Source organism: Pseudomonas sp. MYb327 (genome assembly GCF_040438925.1).
Taxonomy (GTDB): Bacteria; Pseudomonadota; Gammaproteobacteria; order Pseudomonadales; family Pseudomonadaceae; genus Aquipseudomonas.
Map to the genome: position 1 here is coordinate 3,657,792 of NZ_CP159258.1, position 18,571 is coordinate 3,676,362.

General features: G+C 61.0%; 13 protein-coding genes. 4 read left to right on the plus strand and 9 right to left on the minus strand.

From position 1 onward, the window contains the following. Window positions 1-45: 45 nt before the first annotated feature. Window positions 46-744 (minus strand): orotidine-5'-phosphate decarboxylase, encoded by a 699-nt coding sequence (gene pyrF, locus ABVN21_RS16460; RefSeq protein WP_172668695.1) that lies wholly within the window; start codon window positions 742-744, stop codon window positions 46-48. Window positions 745-1,037: 293 nt separating this feature from the next. On the opposite strand from pyrF, the gene ABVN21_RS16465 reads away from it, so the two are divergent. From ABVN21_RS16465 to xopAW, 3 genes are all read left to right on the plus strand, one after another. Next, on the plus strand, window positions 1,038-1,796 hold the full coding sequence (locus tag ABVN21_RS16465) for a response regulator (protein ID WP_339555602.1): 759 nt from the start codon (window positions 1,038-1,040) through the stop codon (window positions 1,794-1,796). Next, entirely contained in the window at window positions 1,796-2,845 is a 1,050-nt protein-coding gene (locus ABVN21_RS16470; protein WP_339555601.1) for a HAMP domain-containing sensor histidine kinase, read from the plus strand. Before ABVN21_RS16465 ends, ABVN21_RS16470 begins: the two co-directional genes overlap by 1 nt. Before the next feature lie 173 nt (window positions 2,846-3,018). Next, window positions 3,019-3,645 (plus strand): XopAW family type III secretion system calcium-binding effector, encoded by a 627-nt coding sequence (gene xopAW, locus ABVN21_RS16475; RefSeq protein WP_339555600.1) that lies wholly within the window; start codon window positions 3,019-3,021, stop codon window positions 3,643-3,645. A 126-nt stretch (window positions 3,646-3,771) separates the two neighbouring features. Here xopAW and ABVN21_RS16480 read toward each other — a convergent pair whose 3' ends face one another. From ABVN21_RS16480 to aceK, 3 genes are all read right to left on the minus strand, one after another. After that, window positions 3,772-4,893: a beta-ketoacyl-ACP synthase III gene (locus tag ABVN21_RS16480; protein ID WP_339555599.1), complete on the minus strand. Its 1,122-nt coding sequence runs from the start codon at window positions 4,891-4,893 to the stop codon at window positions 3,772-3,774. A gap of 321 nt (window positions 4,894-5,214) precedes the next feature. After that, entirely contained in the window at window positions 5,215-9,126 is a 3,912-nt protein-coding gene (gene hrpA / locus ABVN21_RS16485) for an ATP-dependent RNA helicase HrpA (protein ID WP_339554207.1), read from the minus strand. Between the two features lie 175 nt (window positions 9,127-9,301). After that, window positions 9,302-11,020 carry a bifunctional isocitrate dehydrogenase kinase/phosphatase gene (gene aceK, locus ABVN21_RS16490; protein WP_339554206.1) on the minus strand — a complete coding sequence of 573 codons (1,719 nt, stop codon included), beginning with the start codon at window positions 11,018-11,020 and terminating at the stop codon, window positions 9,302-9,304. Window positions 11,021-11,177: 157 nt separating this feature from the next. Here aceK and ABVN21_RS16495 point away from each other — a divergent pair, with 157 nt between their 5' ends. Next, window positions 11,178-12,086 carry a DMT family transporter gene (locus ABVN21_RS16495; RefSeq protein WP_339554205.1) on the plus strand — a complete coding sequence of 303 codons (909 nt, stop codon included), beginning with the start codon at window positions 11,178-11,180 and terminating at the stop codon, window positions 12,084-12,086. A gap of 137 nt (window positions 12,087-12,223) precedes the next feature. Here ABVN21_RS16495 and ABVN21_RS16500 read toward each other — a convergent pair whose 3' ends face one another. The 5 genes from ABVN21_RS16500 to ABVN21_RS16520 all read right to left on the minus strand — a co-directional run bounded on the left by ABVN21_RS16500 (window position 12,224) and on the right by ABVN21_RS16520 (window position 18,426). Next, complete coding sequence (locus tag ABVN21_RS16500; protein WP_339554204.1) at window positions 12,224-13,804, minus strand: aldehyde dehydrogenase (NADP(+)); 1,581 nt, start codon at window positions 13,802-13,804, stop codon at window positions 12,224-12,226. 126 nt (window positions 13,805-13,930) lie between these two features. Beyond that, window positions 13,931-14,926, minus strand: coding sequence for an AraD1 family protein (gene araD1 / locus ABVN21_RS16505; RefSeq protein WP_339554203.1), 996 nt, complete (start codon window positions 14,924-14,926; stop codon window positions 13,931-13,933). Window positions 14,927-14,978: 52 nt separating this feature from the next. Further along, the gene (locus tag ABVN21_RS16510; RefSeq protein ID WP_033045585.1) at window positions 14,979-16,154 is read right to left on the minus strand and encodes an L-rhamnonate dehydratase; all 1,176 of its coding nucleotides are present in this window, start codon (window positions 16,152-16,154) and stop codon (window positions 14,979-14,981) included. 314 nt (window positions 16,155-16,468) lie between these two features. Next, window positions 16,469-17,473: a 4-hydroxythreonine-4-phosphate dehydrogenase PdxA gene (locus ABVN21_RS16515; RefSeq protein WP_339554202.1), complete on the minus strand. Its 1,005-nt coding sequence runs from the start codon at window positions 17,471-17,473 to the stop codon at window positions 16,469-16,471. Then, complete coding sequence (locus ABVN21_RS16520) at window positions 17,470-18,426, minus strand: amidohydrolase (protein ID WP_339554201.1); 957 nt, start codon at window positions 18,424-18,426, stop codon at window positions 17,470-17,472. Before ABVN21_RS16520 ends, ABVN21_RS16515 begins: the two co-directional genes overlap by 4 nt. Window positions 18,427-18,571 lie beyond the last annotated feature (145 nt).

Sequence of the window (18,571 nt, forward strand, 5' to 3'; positions counted from 1 at the left end):
ACCGTGGTGAGGCTATCGCCAGCAAGCCGGCTCCTACAAAATATCTCAGGCCAGTTCGGCGACTACGGAAGCCAACGCCTTGGCCGGATCAGCCGCCTGGCTGATCGGACGACCGATCACCAGGTAGTCGGAACCGGCATCCAGCGCCTGACGCGGGGTCAGGATGCGGCGCTGATCGTCCTGGGCGCTGCCCGCCGGACGAATCCCCGGGGTGACCAATTGCAGCGACGGGTGCGCCGATTTCAGGGCCTGGGCTTCCAGGGCCGAGCACACCAGACCGTCCATCCCGGCCTTTTCCGCCAGTGCGGCCAAGCGCAATACCTGCTCTTGCGGCTCGATATCCAGACCAATACCCGCCAGGTCTTCTCGCTCCATGCTGGTCAGCACGGTCACGCCGATCAACAGCGGTTGCGGACCACTGCGCTTGTCCAGCACTTCACGGCACGCCGCCATCATGCGCAGACCACCGGAGCAGTGCACGTTGACCATCCACACGCCCATCTCTGCAGCTGCCTTCACGGCCATGGCGGTGGTGTTCGGGATGTCGTGGAACTTGAGGTCCAGGAATACTTCGAACCCCTTGTCACGCAGGGTGCCGACGATTTCCGAGGCGCAGCTGGTGAACAGTTCTTTACCGACTTTGACCCGGCACAGCTTCGGGTCCAACTGATCGGCCAGCTTCAGTGCGGCGTCACGGGTGGGGAAATCCAGGGCGACGATGATAGGAGTCTGGCAGGCGGACATGAGTGGGCTCTCAGGCAAGTCGAAATCGGCGCGCATTGTAGCGGAACCAGCGCGGCTGCGGGACCCGATGATCGGTAAATCGTCGAGAATGCCCAGGCAAGACTAGCCGCTGGCGCAATTGTGTCGAGTTCGGTACAGACCCGACACGCCCACAACACCCTTTCCCGCTACCCTCGGCAGCCGCAACACGTCCTTACAGCACTTCCCGCCTCCGGGCCGGACGCCTATGCTGAAGCCACAACCTCGCAGCCTATCTTTGTGGTTGGCAGCCTACCTGGCAGATGAACGCACGCATGCACAACACCCTCGCTCCTGTGAACGACGATCAAAAAGCGCCCGGCGACGACAAGCGCTGGAGCATTCGCGCCTTGATCGTCGACGATGACGTCCCGATCCGCGAACTGATGATCGACTACCTGGCCCGCTTCAACATTCACGCCAGCGGCGTCACCGATGGCGCCGCCATGCGCGTTGCCCTGCAAGCCGAGCACTTCGATGTGGTGGTACTCGACCTGATGCTGCCCGGCGAAGACGGTCTGTCGCTGTGCCGCTGGCTGCGCGCCGAGTCGGACATCCCGATCCTGATGCTCACCGCCCGCTGCGAACCCACCGACCGGATCATCGGCCTGGAGCTGGGCGCCGACGACTATATGGCCAAGCCGTTCGAGCCACGCGAACTGGTGGCGCGCATCCAGACCATCCTGCGTCGGGTCCGTGATGACCGCACCGAACAACGGGCGAACATCCGTTTCGACAACTGGCGTCTGAACAGCGTGTTGCGCCAGTTGATCGCCGCCGATGGCCTGGTGGTGCCGCTGTCCAACGCCGAATTCCGTCTGCTTTGGGTGTTTATCGAACGTCCGCGCCGGGTGCTGAGCCGCGAACAGTTGCTGGATGCTGCCCGCGGTCGTTCGATCGAAGCCTTCGATCGCAGCATCGATCTGCTGGTCTCTCGTCTGAGGCAAAAACTCGGTGATGACCCGAAAGCCCCGCAGTTGATCAAAACCGTGCGCGGCGAGGGTTACCTGTTCGACGCCCGAGACATCGGCTGATGCGCGGGCGCTTCGATACGCTGTTCGGCCGCCTGTTTGGCGTGTTGTTGGTGGCGATTATCCTGGCGCACGTGTTGGCATTTGCCTGGTTTCACTATTACGGCCCGCCACCGCCTCCTCCGCCGCCGGAGTTTTCCGAGGACTTTGACGGAGAGCGCCCGGCACCCGATCCGCGCTTTGAAAACCGCCCACCACGGCCATGGTTCGGCGGGCCGTTGGTGCCGCTGACCTTTCAACTGATCTCGCTGATCATTGCTGCCTGGTACGGCGCCAAACTGCTGAGCCGGCCGATCCAGCGCCTGAGTGACGCCGCCGAGCGCCTGAGCGAAAACCTCGACAGCCCACCGCTGGAAGAGTCCGGCCCGCGTGAGGCGCGACAAGCCGCGCACACGTTCAACAAGATGCAGCGGCGCATCATCGAGCAGGTGCAGCAACGTTCGCGGATGCTCGGCGCGGTCTCCCATGACCTGCGCACGCCGCTGTCGCGGCTTAAGCTGCGGCTGGAGCAGATCGACGACGACAAGTTGCAGGGCCAGATGCGCCAGGATCTGGATGACATGATCAGCATGCTCGACGCCACCTTGACCTATCTGCACGAGCAGCGCACCAGCGAGCAACCGCAGTGGATGGATGTGCAGGCGCTGGTTGAGTCCTTGAGCGAAAACGCCCAGGACCAGGGTGCCGACGTGCAGGCCACCGGCCATTGCGCGCCGCTGCAAGTGCAGCCGATGGCGTTGCGGTCGTGCGTCAACAACTTGCTGGATAACGCACTGCGTTATGCCGGGCAGGCGCTGATTACTCTGGAAGACCATCGCGAACAACTGATCATCCGGGTCATCGACCACGGCCCGGGGATTGCGGCTGAGCAGCGTGAAGCGGTGTTTGAACCGTTCTTTCGCCTTGAGGGTTCGCGTAATCGCAATTCAGGTGGCGTCGGTCTGGGCATGACCATCGCCCGCGAAGCGGCGGAGCGAATGGACGGGCGATTGAGCCTGGAAGAAACGCCGGGCGGCGGGTTAACGGCGGTCATCCGCCTCCCGCGCACTTGAAGACTCCGCGTCCCCCTGTGGGAGCAAGCTCGCTCCCACAGGGCTAAGCGTTGGTCTGACCTTTGTGCATGTGTACCACTCGGTACAAACCCCACATACCCACGACAACTTACCCCTTGAGGCTGCATAAGCCGGTGCACCCACCGGTTTTCCATTCCAAGGAGTGAGCCCAAATGATTGGTAGCGTCAGCAATTACACGAGCTATACCGGCACCAGCAGCACCTCAACCAGCGGCGCCCGCTCGCAACAGTTCCAGAAAGAACTGCTAGCCAAACTGGATACCAACACCGACGGTTCGGTGGATCAGGATGAACTCAAGAGTGCGCTGTCGCAGAAGAGCGATGACGGCCTGCTGGTCAGCCTGAGCAAAAACTTCGACGACCTCGACAGCGACGACAGTGGCGACCTGAGCAGCGAAGAGATGGCCGCCATGGCTCCCCCGCCACCGCCACCGCCACAACAGGTGTCCAGCGACGAATTGTTCAGCAGCCTCGACGCCGACAGTGACGGCAGCGTCAGCGCCACCGAGCTGAGCAGCGCATTGCAGGCCAGCGATTCATCGACCAGCAGCGACACCAGCGCTGCCTTACTCGAGGTACTCGATAGCGACAGCAGCGGCGGTGTCAGCAGCGATGAACTCAAGGCCGCCCTGCAAGCCGGACGCGAGCAAAACAGCGACAGCGCTACCGCTCAGTCAACCACCAGCGAGGCCCTGAACAGAATGATCGCCAACCTGATTAAGCAATATTCGCTCGACAACGTGGCGAGCGTGGGCAAGTACCTGAACGTGGCGACCTGAATTTCTACCTGAAACAAACGTGGGAGCTGTCTGCTGGCGTTAGCGGTGGGTCAACCAACAACAATGTTGAATGACGCACTGCTATCGCCAGGCTAGCTCCCACAGGTTTTCGGCTGGGCCGCTAACTCAGCGCTTGCGCAGAATCACGCTACCAATCGAGTAACCGGCACCGAACGAACTGAGCACCGCCAGCGAACCGGCTGGCAGGTCGTCCTGGTTCTTGTGAAATGCAATCACCGAACCGGCGGAACTGGTGTTGGCGTAGGTGTCGAGAATCACCGGCGCTTCCTGTTCGGTGGCGTCGCGGCCCAGCAGTTTCTTGACGATCAGATGGTTCATGCTGAGGTTGGCCTGATGCAGCCAGAAACGCTTCACGTCGCCAACGTTGAGCTGGTTCTCTTCCAGGTGCGTCGCGACCAGTTCGGCCACCATCGGGCACACGTCACGGAACACCTTGCGGCCTTCCTGGACGAACAGTTTGTCCTTGGTACCGATGCCCTCTTCCGCCGCGCGGTTGAGGAAGCCGAAGTTGTTGCGGATGTTGTTGGAGAACTTGGTCAGCAGCTTGGTGCTGACGATGCCGAACTGGTACTTGGACGTCGCCAGGTCGGCACGTTCGATGATCACCGCAGTCGCGGCGTCGCCGAAGATGAAGTGGCTGTCGCGGTCGCGGAAGTTCAGGTGACCGGTGCAGACTTCCGGGTTGACCATCAGGATCGCCCTGGCCTGGCCCAGTTGAATGCTGTTGGCGGCAGTCTGAATGCCGAAGGTCGCCGAAGAGCACGCCACGTTCATGTCAAAACCGAAACCCTGGATGCCCAGCGCTTCCTGGACTTCGATGGCAATGGCCGGGTAGGCGCGTTGCAGGTTGGAGCAGGCGACGATAACGCCGTCGATGTCGGCGGCGGTCTTGCCCGCGCGTTGCAAGGCTTGTTCAGCTGCGCCGATCGCCATCTGGCAAAGTACCGACCATTCGTCGTTCGAGCGCTCCGGTAGGCGTGGCGCCATGCGTTGCGGGTCGAGGATGCCGTCCTTGTCCATGACAAAACGGCTCTTGATGCCAGAGGCTTTTTCGATAAACGCTGCGCTGGACTCGGTCAATGCTTCGACTTCGCCGCGCGCGATGGCGTCTGCGTTGTCAGCGTTGAATTGCGCCACATAGGTATTGAAAGACTGCACCAGCTCTTCGTTGGAGATGCTGTTGGCCGGGGTGTACAGGCCGGTGCCGCTGATGACGACGTTATGCATGGTCGTGTCTCTAATCTGTTCAGGCAGAAAGCATTGGCACCGACGTACCAATACACAAAGGGTTCGTTCCCGTGACGGGAAAGCCAACCTGGCATCGCTTTATTCCGTACCGCCCGAACCGTGAGAGGCTCAAAACCGCGGGGCCGGCGTTTATAGGCGCGAAGTTTGCCATAAACCTTGGGTTTTGGCCCCTATTTGCGAGATGACACGACCTGAAACAGCGTTTCGGAATGCGGATGAAGGACCTGTAGGAGCCGGCTTGCTGGCGATAGCGCCCTTAAGAACGCCATCGCCAGCAAGCCGGCTCCTACAGGGGCTATGTCAGGGTTCGACCTGGCTCCACTGCTTGCTCAAACGCTTATCAGAGATCGGCACCTTGGTCCCCAATTGCTGGGCGAATAGCGACACCCGGTATTCCTCCAGCCACCAGCGATACAACTCCAGCTGCGGATCGCGCTTGCCTTCCTGGGCGTGTTTATTGGCGCGGGTCTGGTATTGCGTCCAGAGGCCCGACAACTCGCCGCTCCAGACCCGATCCCGCTGCACCTGAGCGCCGATTTTCTCGAAACGTTGCTCGACCGCTTTGAGATAGCGCGGCAACTCCTTGAGCCACTGCATCGGCGTTTCCCGGACAAACCCCGGATAGACCAAGTGGCTGAGCTGCTGCTTGATGTCGTTGAGCGCCACGGCTTGCGCCAGGTCGATCTTGCCCTTGAAGCGCTTTTGCAGACCGTGCCAGAGCTTGAGGATGTCCAGGGTCAGCCTTGCCAGACGCTCGGCGTGTTCGGTCCAGGCGCCGCGTTTGCGCTCGGCCAGGGACGCCAATGCGGCGCCGTCACGGGGCAACGGGTCTTCGCCGTCGAGAATGCAGCTGTCGAGGCTGGCCAGCAGAATGTCTTCCACCAGCGCATCGACGCGCCCAAGGTCGCGGTACAGCAGACCGAGTTCGGTCAGGCCCGGCAACTTGCCGCGCAGGAATTTCGCCGGTTCCGCCAGTTGTTGCATCAACAAGCGTTGCAAGGCGCGGCGGTGCTGGAATTCGGCTTCGGCCGGGGTCGAGAAACGCCCTTCCTTGACTGTGCCGGCCTCTTCCACCAGCGCCGGGTAAACCGTCATCGACAGCCCGGCGATCTTCTGCTGGGTTTTCTCAGCCACGGCGGCGAACACTTTCGGCTCGACCGGTTGCTGGCTCTTCGCGGTTTGCGGTACGGCCAATGCGGCTTGGCTCGCTTCAGCGAACCGCGCCGTCAGTTCCGCCAGATCGCGACCTTCGCCTAGAAACTTGCCCTGGGCGTCGACGATTTCCAGGTTCATGCGCAAATGGCTTTCGACCTGTTGGGCTGCTTCGGCCCAAGCTTCATCGCTGACGCGGGCGCCAGTCATACGCAGCAGCTCGCGGCCCAACGCCTGAGGCAACGAGCCTTCGGCGAAGGTCATCCGCTGCAACGCGGCTTTGACGAAGTCCGGTACTGGCACGAAATTCTTGCGCAAGGCCTTGGGCAGGTTGCGCACCAAGGCAATGCACTTGGCTTCGATGACGCCCGGCACCAGCCATTCCAGACGCTCCGGAGGCAGCATCGGCAACAACGGTGCCGGCACGCGCAGGGTGACGCCGTCGCGCGGATGGTTCGGCTCGAAGTGGTAACTCAGGGCCAATTCCAGATCGCCGATGTGCAAGGTGTCCGGGTAATGCTGGGCGGTGACTTCACTGGCTTCGCGGGCCAGCACGTCTTCTTCGCGCATGATCAGCAGCTGTGGATCCTTCTGGCTGTTGATTCGATACCAACTGTCGAAGGTGGCAGTCTGGTGAATCTCCGCCGGCAGGCGCGCATCGTAGAAGGCGTAAAGGGTTTCTTCGTCGGCAAGAATGTCGCGGCGACGGGCCTTGGCTTCCAGTTCGTCGAGTTGTTCCAGCAGCTGTTTGTTGGCCGTCAGGCACTTGGCCTTGGACTGGATTTCCCCCCGCACCAATGCTTCGCGGATGAACAATTCGCGAGAGACCACCAGGTCGACCGGGCCGTAATGCACCGGTCGGCGCCCAACCACGATCAGCCCGAACAAAGTGATCTGCTCAAACGCCACAACCTGCCCGCGCTTCTTCTCCCAATGGGGTTCGAAGTGGTTTTTCTTGATCAGGTGCCCGGCGAGCGGTTCGATCCAGTCGGCATCGATCTTCGCCACCATGCGCGCGTAGAGCTTGGTGGTTTCCACCAGTTCGGCGGTCATCAGCCACTGCGGGCGCTTTTTACCGATGCCTGACGACGGGTGAATCCAGAAGCGCCGCTGCCGCGCGCCGAGGTAGTCGCCGTCCTCGGTTTTCTGGCCGATCTGGCTGAGCAAGCCCACCAGCACCGCTTTGTGCAGTTTTGGATAATCCGCCGGTTCTTTGTTAAGGCTCAGCTGCATGTCGCGGCAGATCAGGCTCAACTGACGGTGGGAATCGCGCCACTCGCGCAGGCGCAGGTAATTGAGGAAATTCTTGCGGCACCAGTTACGCAATGGACTGGCCGTCAGCGCCTGGCGCTGCTCTTCGAAACCTCGCCACAGATTGACCAGCCCGGCGAAATCCGAGTCGACGTCTTTCCATTGGGCGTGTGCCTGATCTGCCGCTTGCTGACGCTCCGGCGGACGCTCGCGCGGGTCCTGGATCGACATGGCGCTGGCGACGATCAGCACTTCCTGCAAGCTGCCGAGCTTGGCCGCTTCGAGCAGCATGCGACCCATGCGCGGGTCCACCGGCAGGCGCGCCAACTGACGACCGAGCGGTGTCAGCTGACTGTTGCGGTCCACCGCCGAGAGTTCTTGCAACAGGTTGTAGCCGTCGCTGATCGCTTTGCCGTCAGGCGGTTCGATGAACGGGAACGCGGTGACTTCACCGAGGCGCAGATGCAGCATTTGCAAAATAACGGCGGCGAGGTTGGTACGGAGGATTTCCGGATCGGTAAATTCCGGGCGCCCAAGAAAATCTTCTTCGCTGTACAGGCGTACACAAATGCCCGGCTCGACCCGACCACATCGACCCTTACGCTGGTTGGCGCTGGCCTGGGAAATCGCTTCGATGGGCAGGCGCTGGACCTTGGCGCGGTAGCTGTAGCGGCTGATGCGCGCGGTACCGCTGTCGATCACGTAGCGGATGCCCGGCACGGTCAGCGAGGTTTCCGCGACGTTGGTTGCCAGCACCACACGACGGCCAGGGTGCGACTGGAAAATCCGCTGCTGTTCGGCCGGCGACAAACGCGCGTACAGCGGCAGGATTTCGGTATGTTTGAGCTGGGCCTTGCGTAGCATGTCGGCGGCGTCGCGAATCTCGCGCTCGCCCGGCAAAAACACCAGCACATCGCCGGGACTGCGACGCTCGCTGCGCTCATAGGCGGCGATTTCGTCGAGGGTAGCGAGGATCGCCTGATCCACGGTCAAGTCGTCCTCGACACGGTTGCCCTCTTCGTCCTGCTCAAGCGTCAGCGGGCGATACCAGGTGTCCACCGGGAAGGTACGGCCGGAGACTTCGACAATCGGTGCATCGTCGAAGTGCTTCGAGAAACGTTCAAGATCGATGGTTGCCGACGTGATGATGACTTTCAGGTCCGGACGGCGCGGCAGCAGGGTTTTCAGGTAACCCAACAGGAAGTCGATGTTTAGGCTGCGTTCGTGAGCTTCGTCAACGATGATCGTGTCGTAGCGTTCCAGATACCGGTCGTTCTGGGTTTCCGCCAGCAGGATGCCGTCGGTCATCAGTTTGATCAGCGTGTTGGAATCGCTCTGATCCTCGAACCGCACCTGATAACCGACCAGCGCGCCCAACGGCGTGCCGAGCTCTTCGGCGACCCGGGCGGCCACGCTGCGTGCGGCGATTCGGCGGGGCTGGGTGTGGCCGATCAAACCGTGCTGGCCGCGCCCGATTTCCAGGCAGATTTTCGGCAACTGGGTGGTTTTACCTGAGCCGGTTTCGCCGGCGATGATCAGCACCTGATGCTTGAGCAGTGCGTCTTTGATTTCGTCGCGCTTGGCAGCGATTGGCAGGCTGTCGTCGTAACGAATCACCGGCAGGCTGGCCTTGCGCGCCAGCACCTGATCACAAGACGCCTGCATGCGCGCCACCCATTGGGCCAGTTTGGCCTCGTCAGGTTTCTTGCGCAGCTCAAGCAACTGCCGCCGCAGCCGGTGGCGGTCGGCGAGCATGGCGTGATCGAGGTTTTTCAGCAGTTTGTCGATGGAGGGCGATTCGTCGGTCATCGGGTACGCAATTCAGTCGTCTAGTGGCGCAGGGTACGGATTGTCGCAGATTTGAACGACGAACGAGATCCCTTGTAGGAGCCGGCTTGCTGGCGATAGCAGTGTCACAGTCAGCTCATGGGTGGCTGACAGACCGTCATCGCTGGCAAGCCAGCTCCTACAAGGGGTTGAGACGTTACTCGTTATCCAGGCCTTTGCGGCGATAGGGAAACACATCAATCACCTTCCCCGCCCGAATCGCTTCCTGCAGGCTTTTCCAGTAATCGGCGTTGTACAACTCGCCATGCAGTTGATCGAACAATTTGCGCTGCCCCGAATCGGCAAACAGGAACGGTGGGAACTCTTCGGGAAACACATCCAGCGGCCCGATCGAATACCACGGCTCCGACGCCATCTCGTCTTCCGGCGTGCGCGGTTGCGGGATGTGGCGGAAGTTGGCTTCGGTGAGGAAGCAGATTTCGTCGTAGTCGTAAAACACCACGCGCCCGTGACGGGTCACGCCGAAATTCTTCAGCAGCATGTCGCCGGGAAAGATGTTCGCCGCCGCCAGTTGCTTGATCGCCAGCCCATAATCTTCCAGTGCTTCGCGGACCTGCGCCTCGTTGGCGTTTTCCAGGTACAGGTTCAGCGGCGTCATGCGGCGTTCGGTCCAGCAGTGACGGATCAGCACGGTGTCGCCTTCCACCGACACCGTGGACGGCGCGACCTCCAGCAGTTCTTCCAGGCACGCCGGGTCGAACTTGCTCAGCGGGAAACGGAAGTCGGCGAACTCCTGCGTATCGGCCATGCGCCCGACGCGGTCGACGCTTTTCACCAGGCGATACTTCTCGATCACCGTGGCGCGGTCGACGTTTTTCGACGGTGAGAAGCGGTCCTTGATGATCTTGAATACGGTGTTGAACCCCGGCAGGGTGAACACGCTCATCACCATGCCGCGCACGCCGGGGGCCATGATGAATTGATCGTCGGTGTTGGCCAGGTGATTGATCAACGCCCGGTAGAACTCGGACTTGCCGTGTTTGTAGAAGCCGATCGAGGTGTACAGCTCGGCGATGTGCTTGCCCGGCAGGATGCGTTTGAGGAAGCCGATGAACTCCGCCGGCACCGGTACATCGACCATGAAATACGAACGGGTGAACGAGAAGATGATCGACACGTCCGCCTCGTCGGTGATCAGCGCATCGATCTGAATGCCGTGGCCTTCGCGGTGCAGCAGCGGAATTGCCAGTGGCCATTGTTCATCGGCGGTGTAGATGCGCCCCACCAAATACGCGCCTTTGTTGCGGTAGAGCACCGAGGAAAACAGTTCGACACTCAGCTCCGGGTCCTTGCAGACCCAGTCCGGCAGGTTCTCGCGCAATTGCGCTTCGAGGCGACGCAGGTCGCCGGGCAGGTCGGCGAACTCCTCGCTGAACCGGTAGTCGGCAAAAATGCTCGCCAGCATGCTGGACAACTGGCCCTGGGGTTTATAGGTGCGGGTTTGCGCGGCGCGGGCCCGGCGCAGGCTCGGCCGGGTGGTGTGGATGAACATGCAGCCATCGCTGATCAGGTCATGGCTGAACAGCCCGCAGAAAATCGAGTTGTACCAGGTCTCGGACAATTCATCGTCGAAGCGCAGGTCGATCAGGCTGATGTAGGCGTTTTTCACCAGCGGCCAGCAACTGACGTCCAGGGTGTCAGCGTCAAATGCAGTGCGCAGTCGCCCCACGGTTTCGCTGACTTTCTCTTCGTAAAGGTTGATCCGTGCCGCCGACGCCGATTGCGTCTCCTGCCACAGTGCCTGCTCGAAACGGGCCCGGGCACCGTCGGTGATCTGGCGGAAATGCTCGCGGTAATCGTCAAAGCCATCGAGGATCAAGCGGGCGATGTCGGCGGCTGGCCATTGCTGCGGCATGGTGAGACCTCTACGGGAATTCGTGAGCCCTGAGCTTAGCCAGTGAAGCGGGTGCAGGAGAAGTGTAATTTTCGAGCTGAATTAATTGCCCTTTTTCCGGTTGCCATCGATCAGGCGCTCGGCAACACTCTCGCCCTCATCAAGGAAGGAACGCGCTGTGAACCCCGTCGATATTTTCCGTTTACTGTCCCTGGCGGCCATTTGGGGTGCGAGTTTCCTGTTCATGCGCATCATCGCCCCGGTGATTGGCAGCATTCCCACCGCTTTTTTCCGCGTATCGATCGCCGCCGCCGGGTTGCTGGTGATTCTCGGCCTGATGCGCATTAGCTGGGATTTCAAGGGCAAACTCAAAACCGTGATGCTGCTCGGGGTAATCAACTCCGGGATTCCGGCGACGCTCTATTCGGTGGCCGCGCAGGTGCTGCCCGCCGGTTATTCGTCGATTTTCAATGCCACGACCCCCTTGATGGGCGTGTTGATCGGTGGCCTGTTTTTCCATGAAAGGCTCACTGGCGCCAAGCTCGGCGGCGTGTTCCTCGGGCTGTTCGGCGTGGGCGTGCTGACCCGTGCCGGGCCGGTGGCGTTCGATATGCAACTGCTGATGGGCGCCGTCGCCTGTCTGCTCGCGACTACTTGCTACGGATTTGCCGGATTTCTGGCCCGGCGCTGGCTTGATCAGGCCGGAGGTCTCGACAGCCGTTTGTCGGCACTGGGCAGCATGCTCGGCGCGACGTTGTTTTTGCTGCCGCTGTTCGGCTATAGCGTGATCAGCCAACCACCTGCAAGCTGGGGCGGCTGGAGTGTCTGGCTATCGTTGCTGGGGTTGGGTCTGGGATGCACGGCATTTGCGTACATCATTTACTTCCGCCTCCTGAGCTCGGTTGGCCCGGTGAAATCGATGACCACGACCTTCCTGATCCCGCTCTTCGGCGTGTTGTGGGGAGCGCTGTTTCTTGATGAGCCGCTATCGATGGCGCATATCTACGGCGGGCTGTTGATTGCCGTGGCGTTGTGGCTGGTGCTGAAACCGGCGCTGGTGAAGGTGGCTGGGGTAGCAGCCAAATAGATTTGTGGTGCCGCTGATGACGCCATCGCTGGCAAGCCAGCTCCTACAAGGGATCGGTGTTGCGCACGTAATTTACGTCCCCCCCATCACTGTAGGAGCTGGCTTGCCAGCGATAGCGGTCGGTCAGGCACCCACAACTAAAGGGCTAGAGCACTCACCTCCCCATCCACCAACCGCCGAATCCCCAGCGGATTACCGTTCTGCAACGCCTCGGGCAGCAACGCATCCGGATAATTCTGGAAGCACACCGGCCGCAGGAAACGATCGATGGCCAACGTACCGACCGACGTCCCACGCGAATCGGACGTCGCCGGATACGGCCCGCCATGCACCATCGCCTCACACACCTCTACGCCAGTCGGATAGCCATTGAGCAGAATCCGCCCGACCTTTTCCTGCAGCATCTCCGCCAGCCAGCGGTACTCCAGCAACTCTCCGCCCTCGCCAATCAGCGTCGCCGTCAATTGCCCGCGTAATCCCTGCAGCGCCGCCGCGAGCTGGGCCCGATCCACGACTTCGATGACGATGGTGGTCGGCCCGAACACTTCTTCCTGAAGCAATTCATCGCCCTTGAGCAGCAGGCTGACATCGGCCTGAAACACTTGCGGCTGCGCTTGATTACCCTGTTGAGGTTTTCCCGCCAGATGCGTCAGCCCCGGATGCTCATGCAACTCGCCAAGTCCTCGGCTGTAACTGGCGAGGGCGCCGGCATTGAGCATGGTCTGCGCCGGTTGCTGGTTCATGCTGGCGCAGAAGGTCTCCAGAAACAGGCTGAACTGCGGCGAACGCAAGCCGATGACCAGGCCTGGATTGGTGCAGAACTGACCGCAGCCCAGTGTCACCGAGCCGGCCAGTTGCGACGCGATCTGCTCACCGCGCACTGCCAGCGCTTCGGGCAAGAGAAACACGGGATTGATGCTCGACATCTCGGCGAACACCGGAATCGGTTGTGGCCGAGTCGCGGCCATGTGGCTCAGGGCATTGCCGCCCTTGAGCGACCCGGTGAAGCCCACGGCCTGGATCGCCGGGTGCTTGACCAGCCACTCACCGACGCCACCGCCATAAATCATGTTGAAGACCCCGGCCGGCATTTCCGTGCGTTCGGCAGCGCGGATGATCGCGTCCGCCACCCACTCGGCAGTTGCCATGTGCCCGCCGTGGGCCTTGAACACCACCGGACAACCGGCGGCCAGCGCTGATGCGGTATCGCCGCCGGCGGTGGAAAACGCCAACGGGAAATTGCTGGCGCCGAACACCGCGACTGGCCCCAACGCAATACGGTACTGACGCAGATCCGGACGCGGCAGTGGCTGGCGATCGGGCAAAGCGCGGTCGATGCGCGCACCATAGAAATCACCGCGACGCAGGACTTTGGCGAACAAACGCAACTGGCCGCTGGTGCGACCACGTTCACCCTGGATACGCCCCGCCGGCAAGGCTGTTTCACGGCAAACTGTGGCAACGAAGTCATCGCCCAGCGCATCGATTTCATCGGCGATCGCGTCGAGGAACTGTGCGCGTTTTTCTGCGCTCAGGTTGCGGTAGACCGGATATGCCGCAGCGGCGGCTTTGGCGGCAGCATCTACCTCACCTTCGCAGGCCTGGAAAAATGTACCGGGCAATGGCTCACCCGTAGTCGCATCGAGGCTTTGCAGTTGCAACGTGCCATTGGCGCTGCGTCGACCGCCGATGTAGTTGTGTCCAAGTGGCGTGGTCATGGGGGTGTTTCCTGATCGATTGTATTGAATCGGGTTTACGAACTGTAGGAGCCGGCTTGCTGGCGATAGCGTCCACAAAATCGCTGGCAAGCCAGCTCCTACAGGTTTGTCGGGGTTCCCGATTTTTTAAAGTGTGCGCACCTGACCGATTGCCAACGGCTGGGCACTTTCACCAATGCCGTTCACCAGCGGTGCACCGAACTCATCGAGGCTGATCTGGAAGCGATCCCCCGGCTGGGTTTTCACGCCATCGGCAAACGACAACGTGGCTGTGCCGAAGTAATGCACGTGGACATCGCCGGGGCGCAAAAACTGCGCGTACTTGAAATGGTGGAATTCGAGGTTGGCGAGGCTGTGGCACATGTTGTCTTCGCCGCTGAGAAACTCCTTCTCCCAGATCGTTTCGCCATTGCGCTTGATGCGGCTGGTGCCGACCAGGTGCTTGGGCAACTCACCGACGCGCAGTTCCGGACCGTAGGAGCAATAGCGCAGTTTCGAATGCGCCAGGTACAGGTAATTGCGGCGCTCCATGACATGGTCGGAGAACTCGTTACCCAGTGCATAACCGACGCGATACGGCTGGCCGTCGTCGCCGATCACGTAGAGCCCGGTCAGCTCCGGCTCTTCACCGGCGTCTTCGGCAAACGGCGGCACTGGGAAGTCGGCGCCTGGACGCACGACGATGCTGCCGTCGCCCTTGTAGAACCATTCCGGTTGCGCACCAATCTGCCCCGCCGCAGGTTTGCCACCCTCCAAACCCCATTTGAAGATGCGCATGGTGTCGGTCATGGCGGTTTCGACGGCGCCTTGCTGCTGGTGCATTTTGTCCCGCGCCGAGGCACTGCCCAGATGCGTCAGGCCGGTGCCGCTGATCAGGCAATGGGCCGGGTCTTCGTGGTCCAGCGGTGGCAGGACTCTGCCCTGCTGCAACAGCTGCGCATAATCCGGGCCGGGCTCGGTGCCGCGCAAGGCGACTTCTTCGTGCAGGCTGCGTTTGCCACGAATTGCCGCGAGTGCCAGCTCACGGGTGGTGCGAGTGCCCTGGAGCACTTGGACCTGTGCCCCGTCGACAAGCCCGACCTGGCGTTCACCAGCAGTGTTTTCGAATTGAATCAGGCGCATGTCGGCCTCCGGAAAGTCATGGACGGCGCCGCCGTTTTGCGGCGCCTCAAGGTCACTCGATGATGTTGAAGTCGCTCAAGTATTCATCGGAGATTTCCAGGCCCAGGCCCGGCTTGTTGTCGTCGAGCTGGATGTAGCCATTGACCGGTTGCGGCTCACCCTTGAACACGTAGTAGAAGAGTTCGTTGCCGACTTCGACGTCGAACACCGGGAAGAACTCGGCCATCGGCGAGGCGGTGGTAGACATGGTCAGGTGATAGTTGTGCATCTGCCCGGCGTGCGGAATCACCGGCACCGACCAGGCCTCCGCCATCGCGTTGATCTTGCGCGCCGCAGTGATGCCGCCGACGCGGTTGGTGTCGTACTGGATCACGTCGACGGCGCGGCGTTCCAGCAGGTCTTTGAAGCCATAGGAAGTGAATTCGTGCTCGCCGCCGGAGATCGGCATGATCCCCATTTTCTTCAGCTCGATGTAGCCCTCGATGTCGTCGGCGATCACCGGCTCTTCGAGCCAGCGCGGTTCGAATTCGGCCAGTTTCGGCAACATGCGACGGGCGTATTCCAGGGTCCAGCCCATGTAGCATTCGAGCATGATGTCGACGTCAGGGCCGGCCAGGTTACGCAGGGCGCGCACTTGTTCGATGTTCTTGCGCATGCCTGCCGGGCCGTCTTTCGGGCCGTAGCCGAAACGCATTTTCAGCGCAGTGAAGCCTTGATTCAGATAACCCTGGGCTTCTTCGAGGAACAGGTCGAGGTTGTCGTTGGCGTAGAGCTTGGAGGCGTAGGTCCAGATCTTTTCCTTGGTGCGGCCGCCGAGCAGTTTGAACACAGGCTTGTTCACCGCTTTGCCCATGATGTCCCAGATCGCAATGTCGATCGCCGAAATCGCCGCCATGCCGATGCCTTTGCGGCCCCAGGCGTGGCTCTGGCGGTACATTTTCTGCCAGATGTATTCGTTGTCGAACGGGTCTTCGCCGATCGCGATCGGTGCCAGGTAGGTGTCGATGATTTCCTTGGCTACACGCGGCGCCAGGGCGCAGTTACCGATGCCGACGAGGCCAGTGTCGGTCTCGACTTCCACCACCAGCCAGCCGTGGAATCGGAACGAGCCCATGGCGTCGCCGCGTTCGAACAGGATGTCGCTGGCGTTGGTGCAGAAGTGCGCTTGAGGTGGAACCACTTTGCCTTTCCACTCGAATACGCGGGTACGGATCGCTTTGATTTTCATGAATACAGTTTCCTTGCGCTGCCGGCTTCTTGTCATTGTTGTGTCGCTGCGCGGAGCCGCTCCGGTGACCGGTTCCAGGCATTCGATGGAGCGACTTTAGCCAGCGCCAAGGGGCGGCGGATAATCACTTATGCGTATCCGCCGATAACCTGGGGTGATAGGAAAAAGCAGTTATCAGGTAGATCGAGTTATCGGGCATTACATAAAACTGTAGGAGCTGGCTTGCCAGCGATAGCGGCCCGACAGTCACTTCAAAGGTGTCTGTCAGGCCCTCATCGCTGGCAAGCCAGCTCCTACAGGGGTATTGCGTTGTGTCAGTAGCTGTTGCCACCCATTCGGCAGGCAATTTCGAATGCCTGGCGCGTTGCTCCGACGTTGGCCTTGCCCTGCCCCGCGATATCGAACGCGGTGCCGTGGGCCGGCGTAGTGATAGGGATCGGCAAGCCGCCCTGCACCGTGACGCCTCGGGAGAAGCCCATCAACTTGATCGCGATCTGCCCTTGGTCGTGATACATGGTGACGACGGCGTCAAAGGCACTGGCATCGCCCTGGACCTTGAGGAAAATCGTGTCCCCCGGATACGGCCCTTCTGCCGCGATCCCCAGCGCCTGCGCCTTACGCACGGCCGGGCCGATGATGTCCAGTTCTTCGCGGCCGAACGAGCCGTTGTCGCCATTGTGCGGGTTGAGTCCGCACACACCGATGCGCGGCTTTTCCAGACCATTGCGCTTGAGCGCGGTGTCGATCAGTTGAATCGCTTCCACCACTCGCTGCTCACTGAGCAGACCCGACACCTCGGACAAGGCCACATGAGAGGTCACCCGCGACGTCCAGAGATTGTCGAGCACGTTGAATTCGCAGAATGGCCCATGGAAATCCAGCAGCTCGGCGAACCAGTGCAGCTCATCGTTGTGGGCCATGCCGGCCATGTGCAGCGAGGTCTTGTTCAGCGGTCCGAACAGAATCGCATCGGTGGTCCCGGCCTCGGTCAGGCGTAGCGCCACTTCCAGCGTATCGAGGCTGTAGCGACCACCGATCACACTGGCCTCGCTGCGCGGAAATTCACCGACGGTGTCGCCGCGGAAATCGTAGAACAGCGGCGTGTCATCCGTGAATGACAGCTGCTCCAGCGACTCCACCCGACGGTATGGAAACTCCACCCCCGCGATGCGCATGCCGCGCCGCATTTCCGCCTCGTCGGCAATCAAAATCACATTGGCTTGGCTGCGCACTTCAGGCTCGGCGAGCAAGCGTGCGATCAGTTCCGGGCCGATGCCCGCCGGGTCACCCAGGACCATCGCGATGGTTGTCTTGTTCATGCTTCACTCCTCAAGGATTCAGGCCGCGCCCGGTCAATGGCGCAAGGTTCGCAGCGATAGATGCGCTGCGCGTTGCTGTAGAAGAGTCGCTCCTGATCGGCTGTTGGCAGATCGGCGACGATGGATTTGAAACCGCTGTAGATGTCATCGAACGAACCGCACAGGCTGTCTACTGGAAAGTTGCTGGCGAACATCGCGCGTTTGGTGCCGAACATGGCGATGATTTCGCGCACGATCCAGGCGTTGTCGATGGCGCGCCACGTCCGGCCTGCCTGGCCGAGCCCGGAAATTTTCACCTGCACGTTCGGCCATTCCGCCAGCCGGGCCATTGCTGCGCGCCATCCGGCCAGACCTTCAGCACTGCGATCATTGGGCAACCCCGCGTGGTTGAGAATCAGGGTGATGCCGGGAAAGTCCCGGGCCAGGCGTTCGGCTTCGGGCAGGTTCCACCAGGGTGTCTGCAAATCGAAGTGCAGACCCAAACCTTCCAGCGCAGCGTAACTGCGTCGCCAATGCTCGTTGCTCATCAGGCTGCGCACACGGCCGAATTGCTGCGGCGACGTCGGCCCGCCGGGTTTGTGCCGAACACTGCGCACGCACTTGTAAGTGGCTTGCTCGTGAAGCACCGAGACGGCGTCCGGATGATCGAGCCAGGCTTGCGCGACGATCGCATTCGGTACGCCATAACGGGCGGCCAGTTGCTCGATGAAACGGGTTTCGCCAATCGGGTCTTGCGGGTTCCATTCGGTCTCGACGTACACCGTTTGCACCACCCGATGCTCGCCGGCATCGGCGAAATAATCCTCGGGAAAATAGCGGCGCTTGATCGAACTGTAGTCACCGTAGCGGAATGGAATATTGGCTTCGGGCGCCAGCCACGGATGGTCATTGATCGATGGGTCCCAGAAATGATGATGGGCATCGATGATCGGTCCATTCCAGCGCTCACCCATGACGCACCTCGTCGAGAGCCTTGACGATGGAAGCTTGCGGCGTTGCCGTGACTGCGGGCAGATGCAGAGATGCACTGGGACGAGCCATGGTGCCTACCTCGGTTTATTATTCTTGTGGATGGAGCACGTCACTTAATAGCGACAT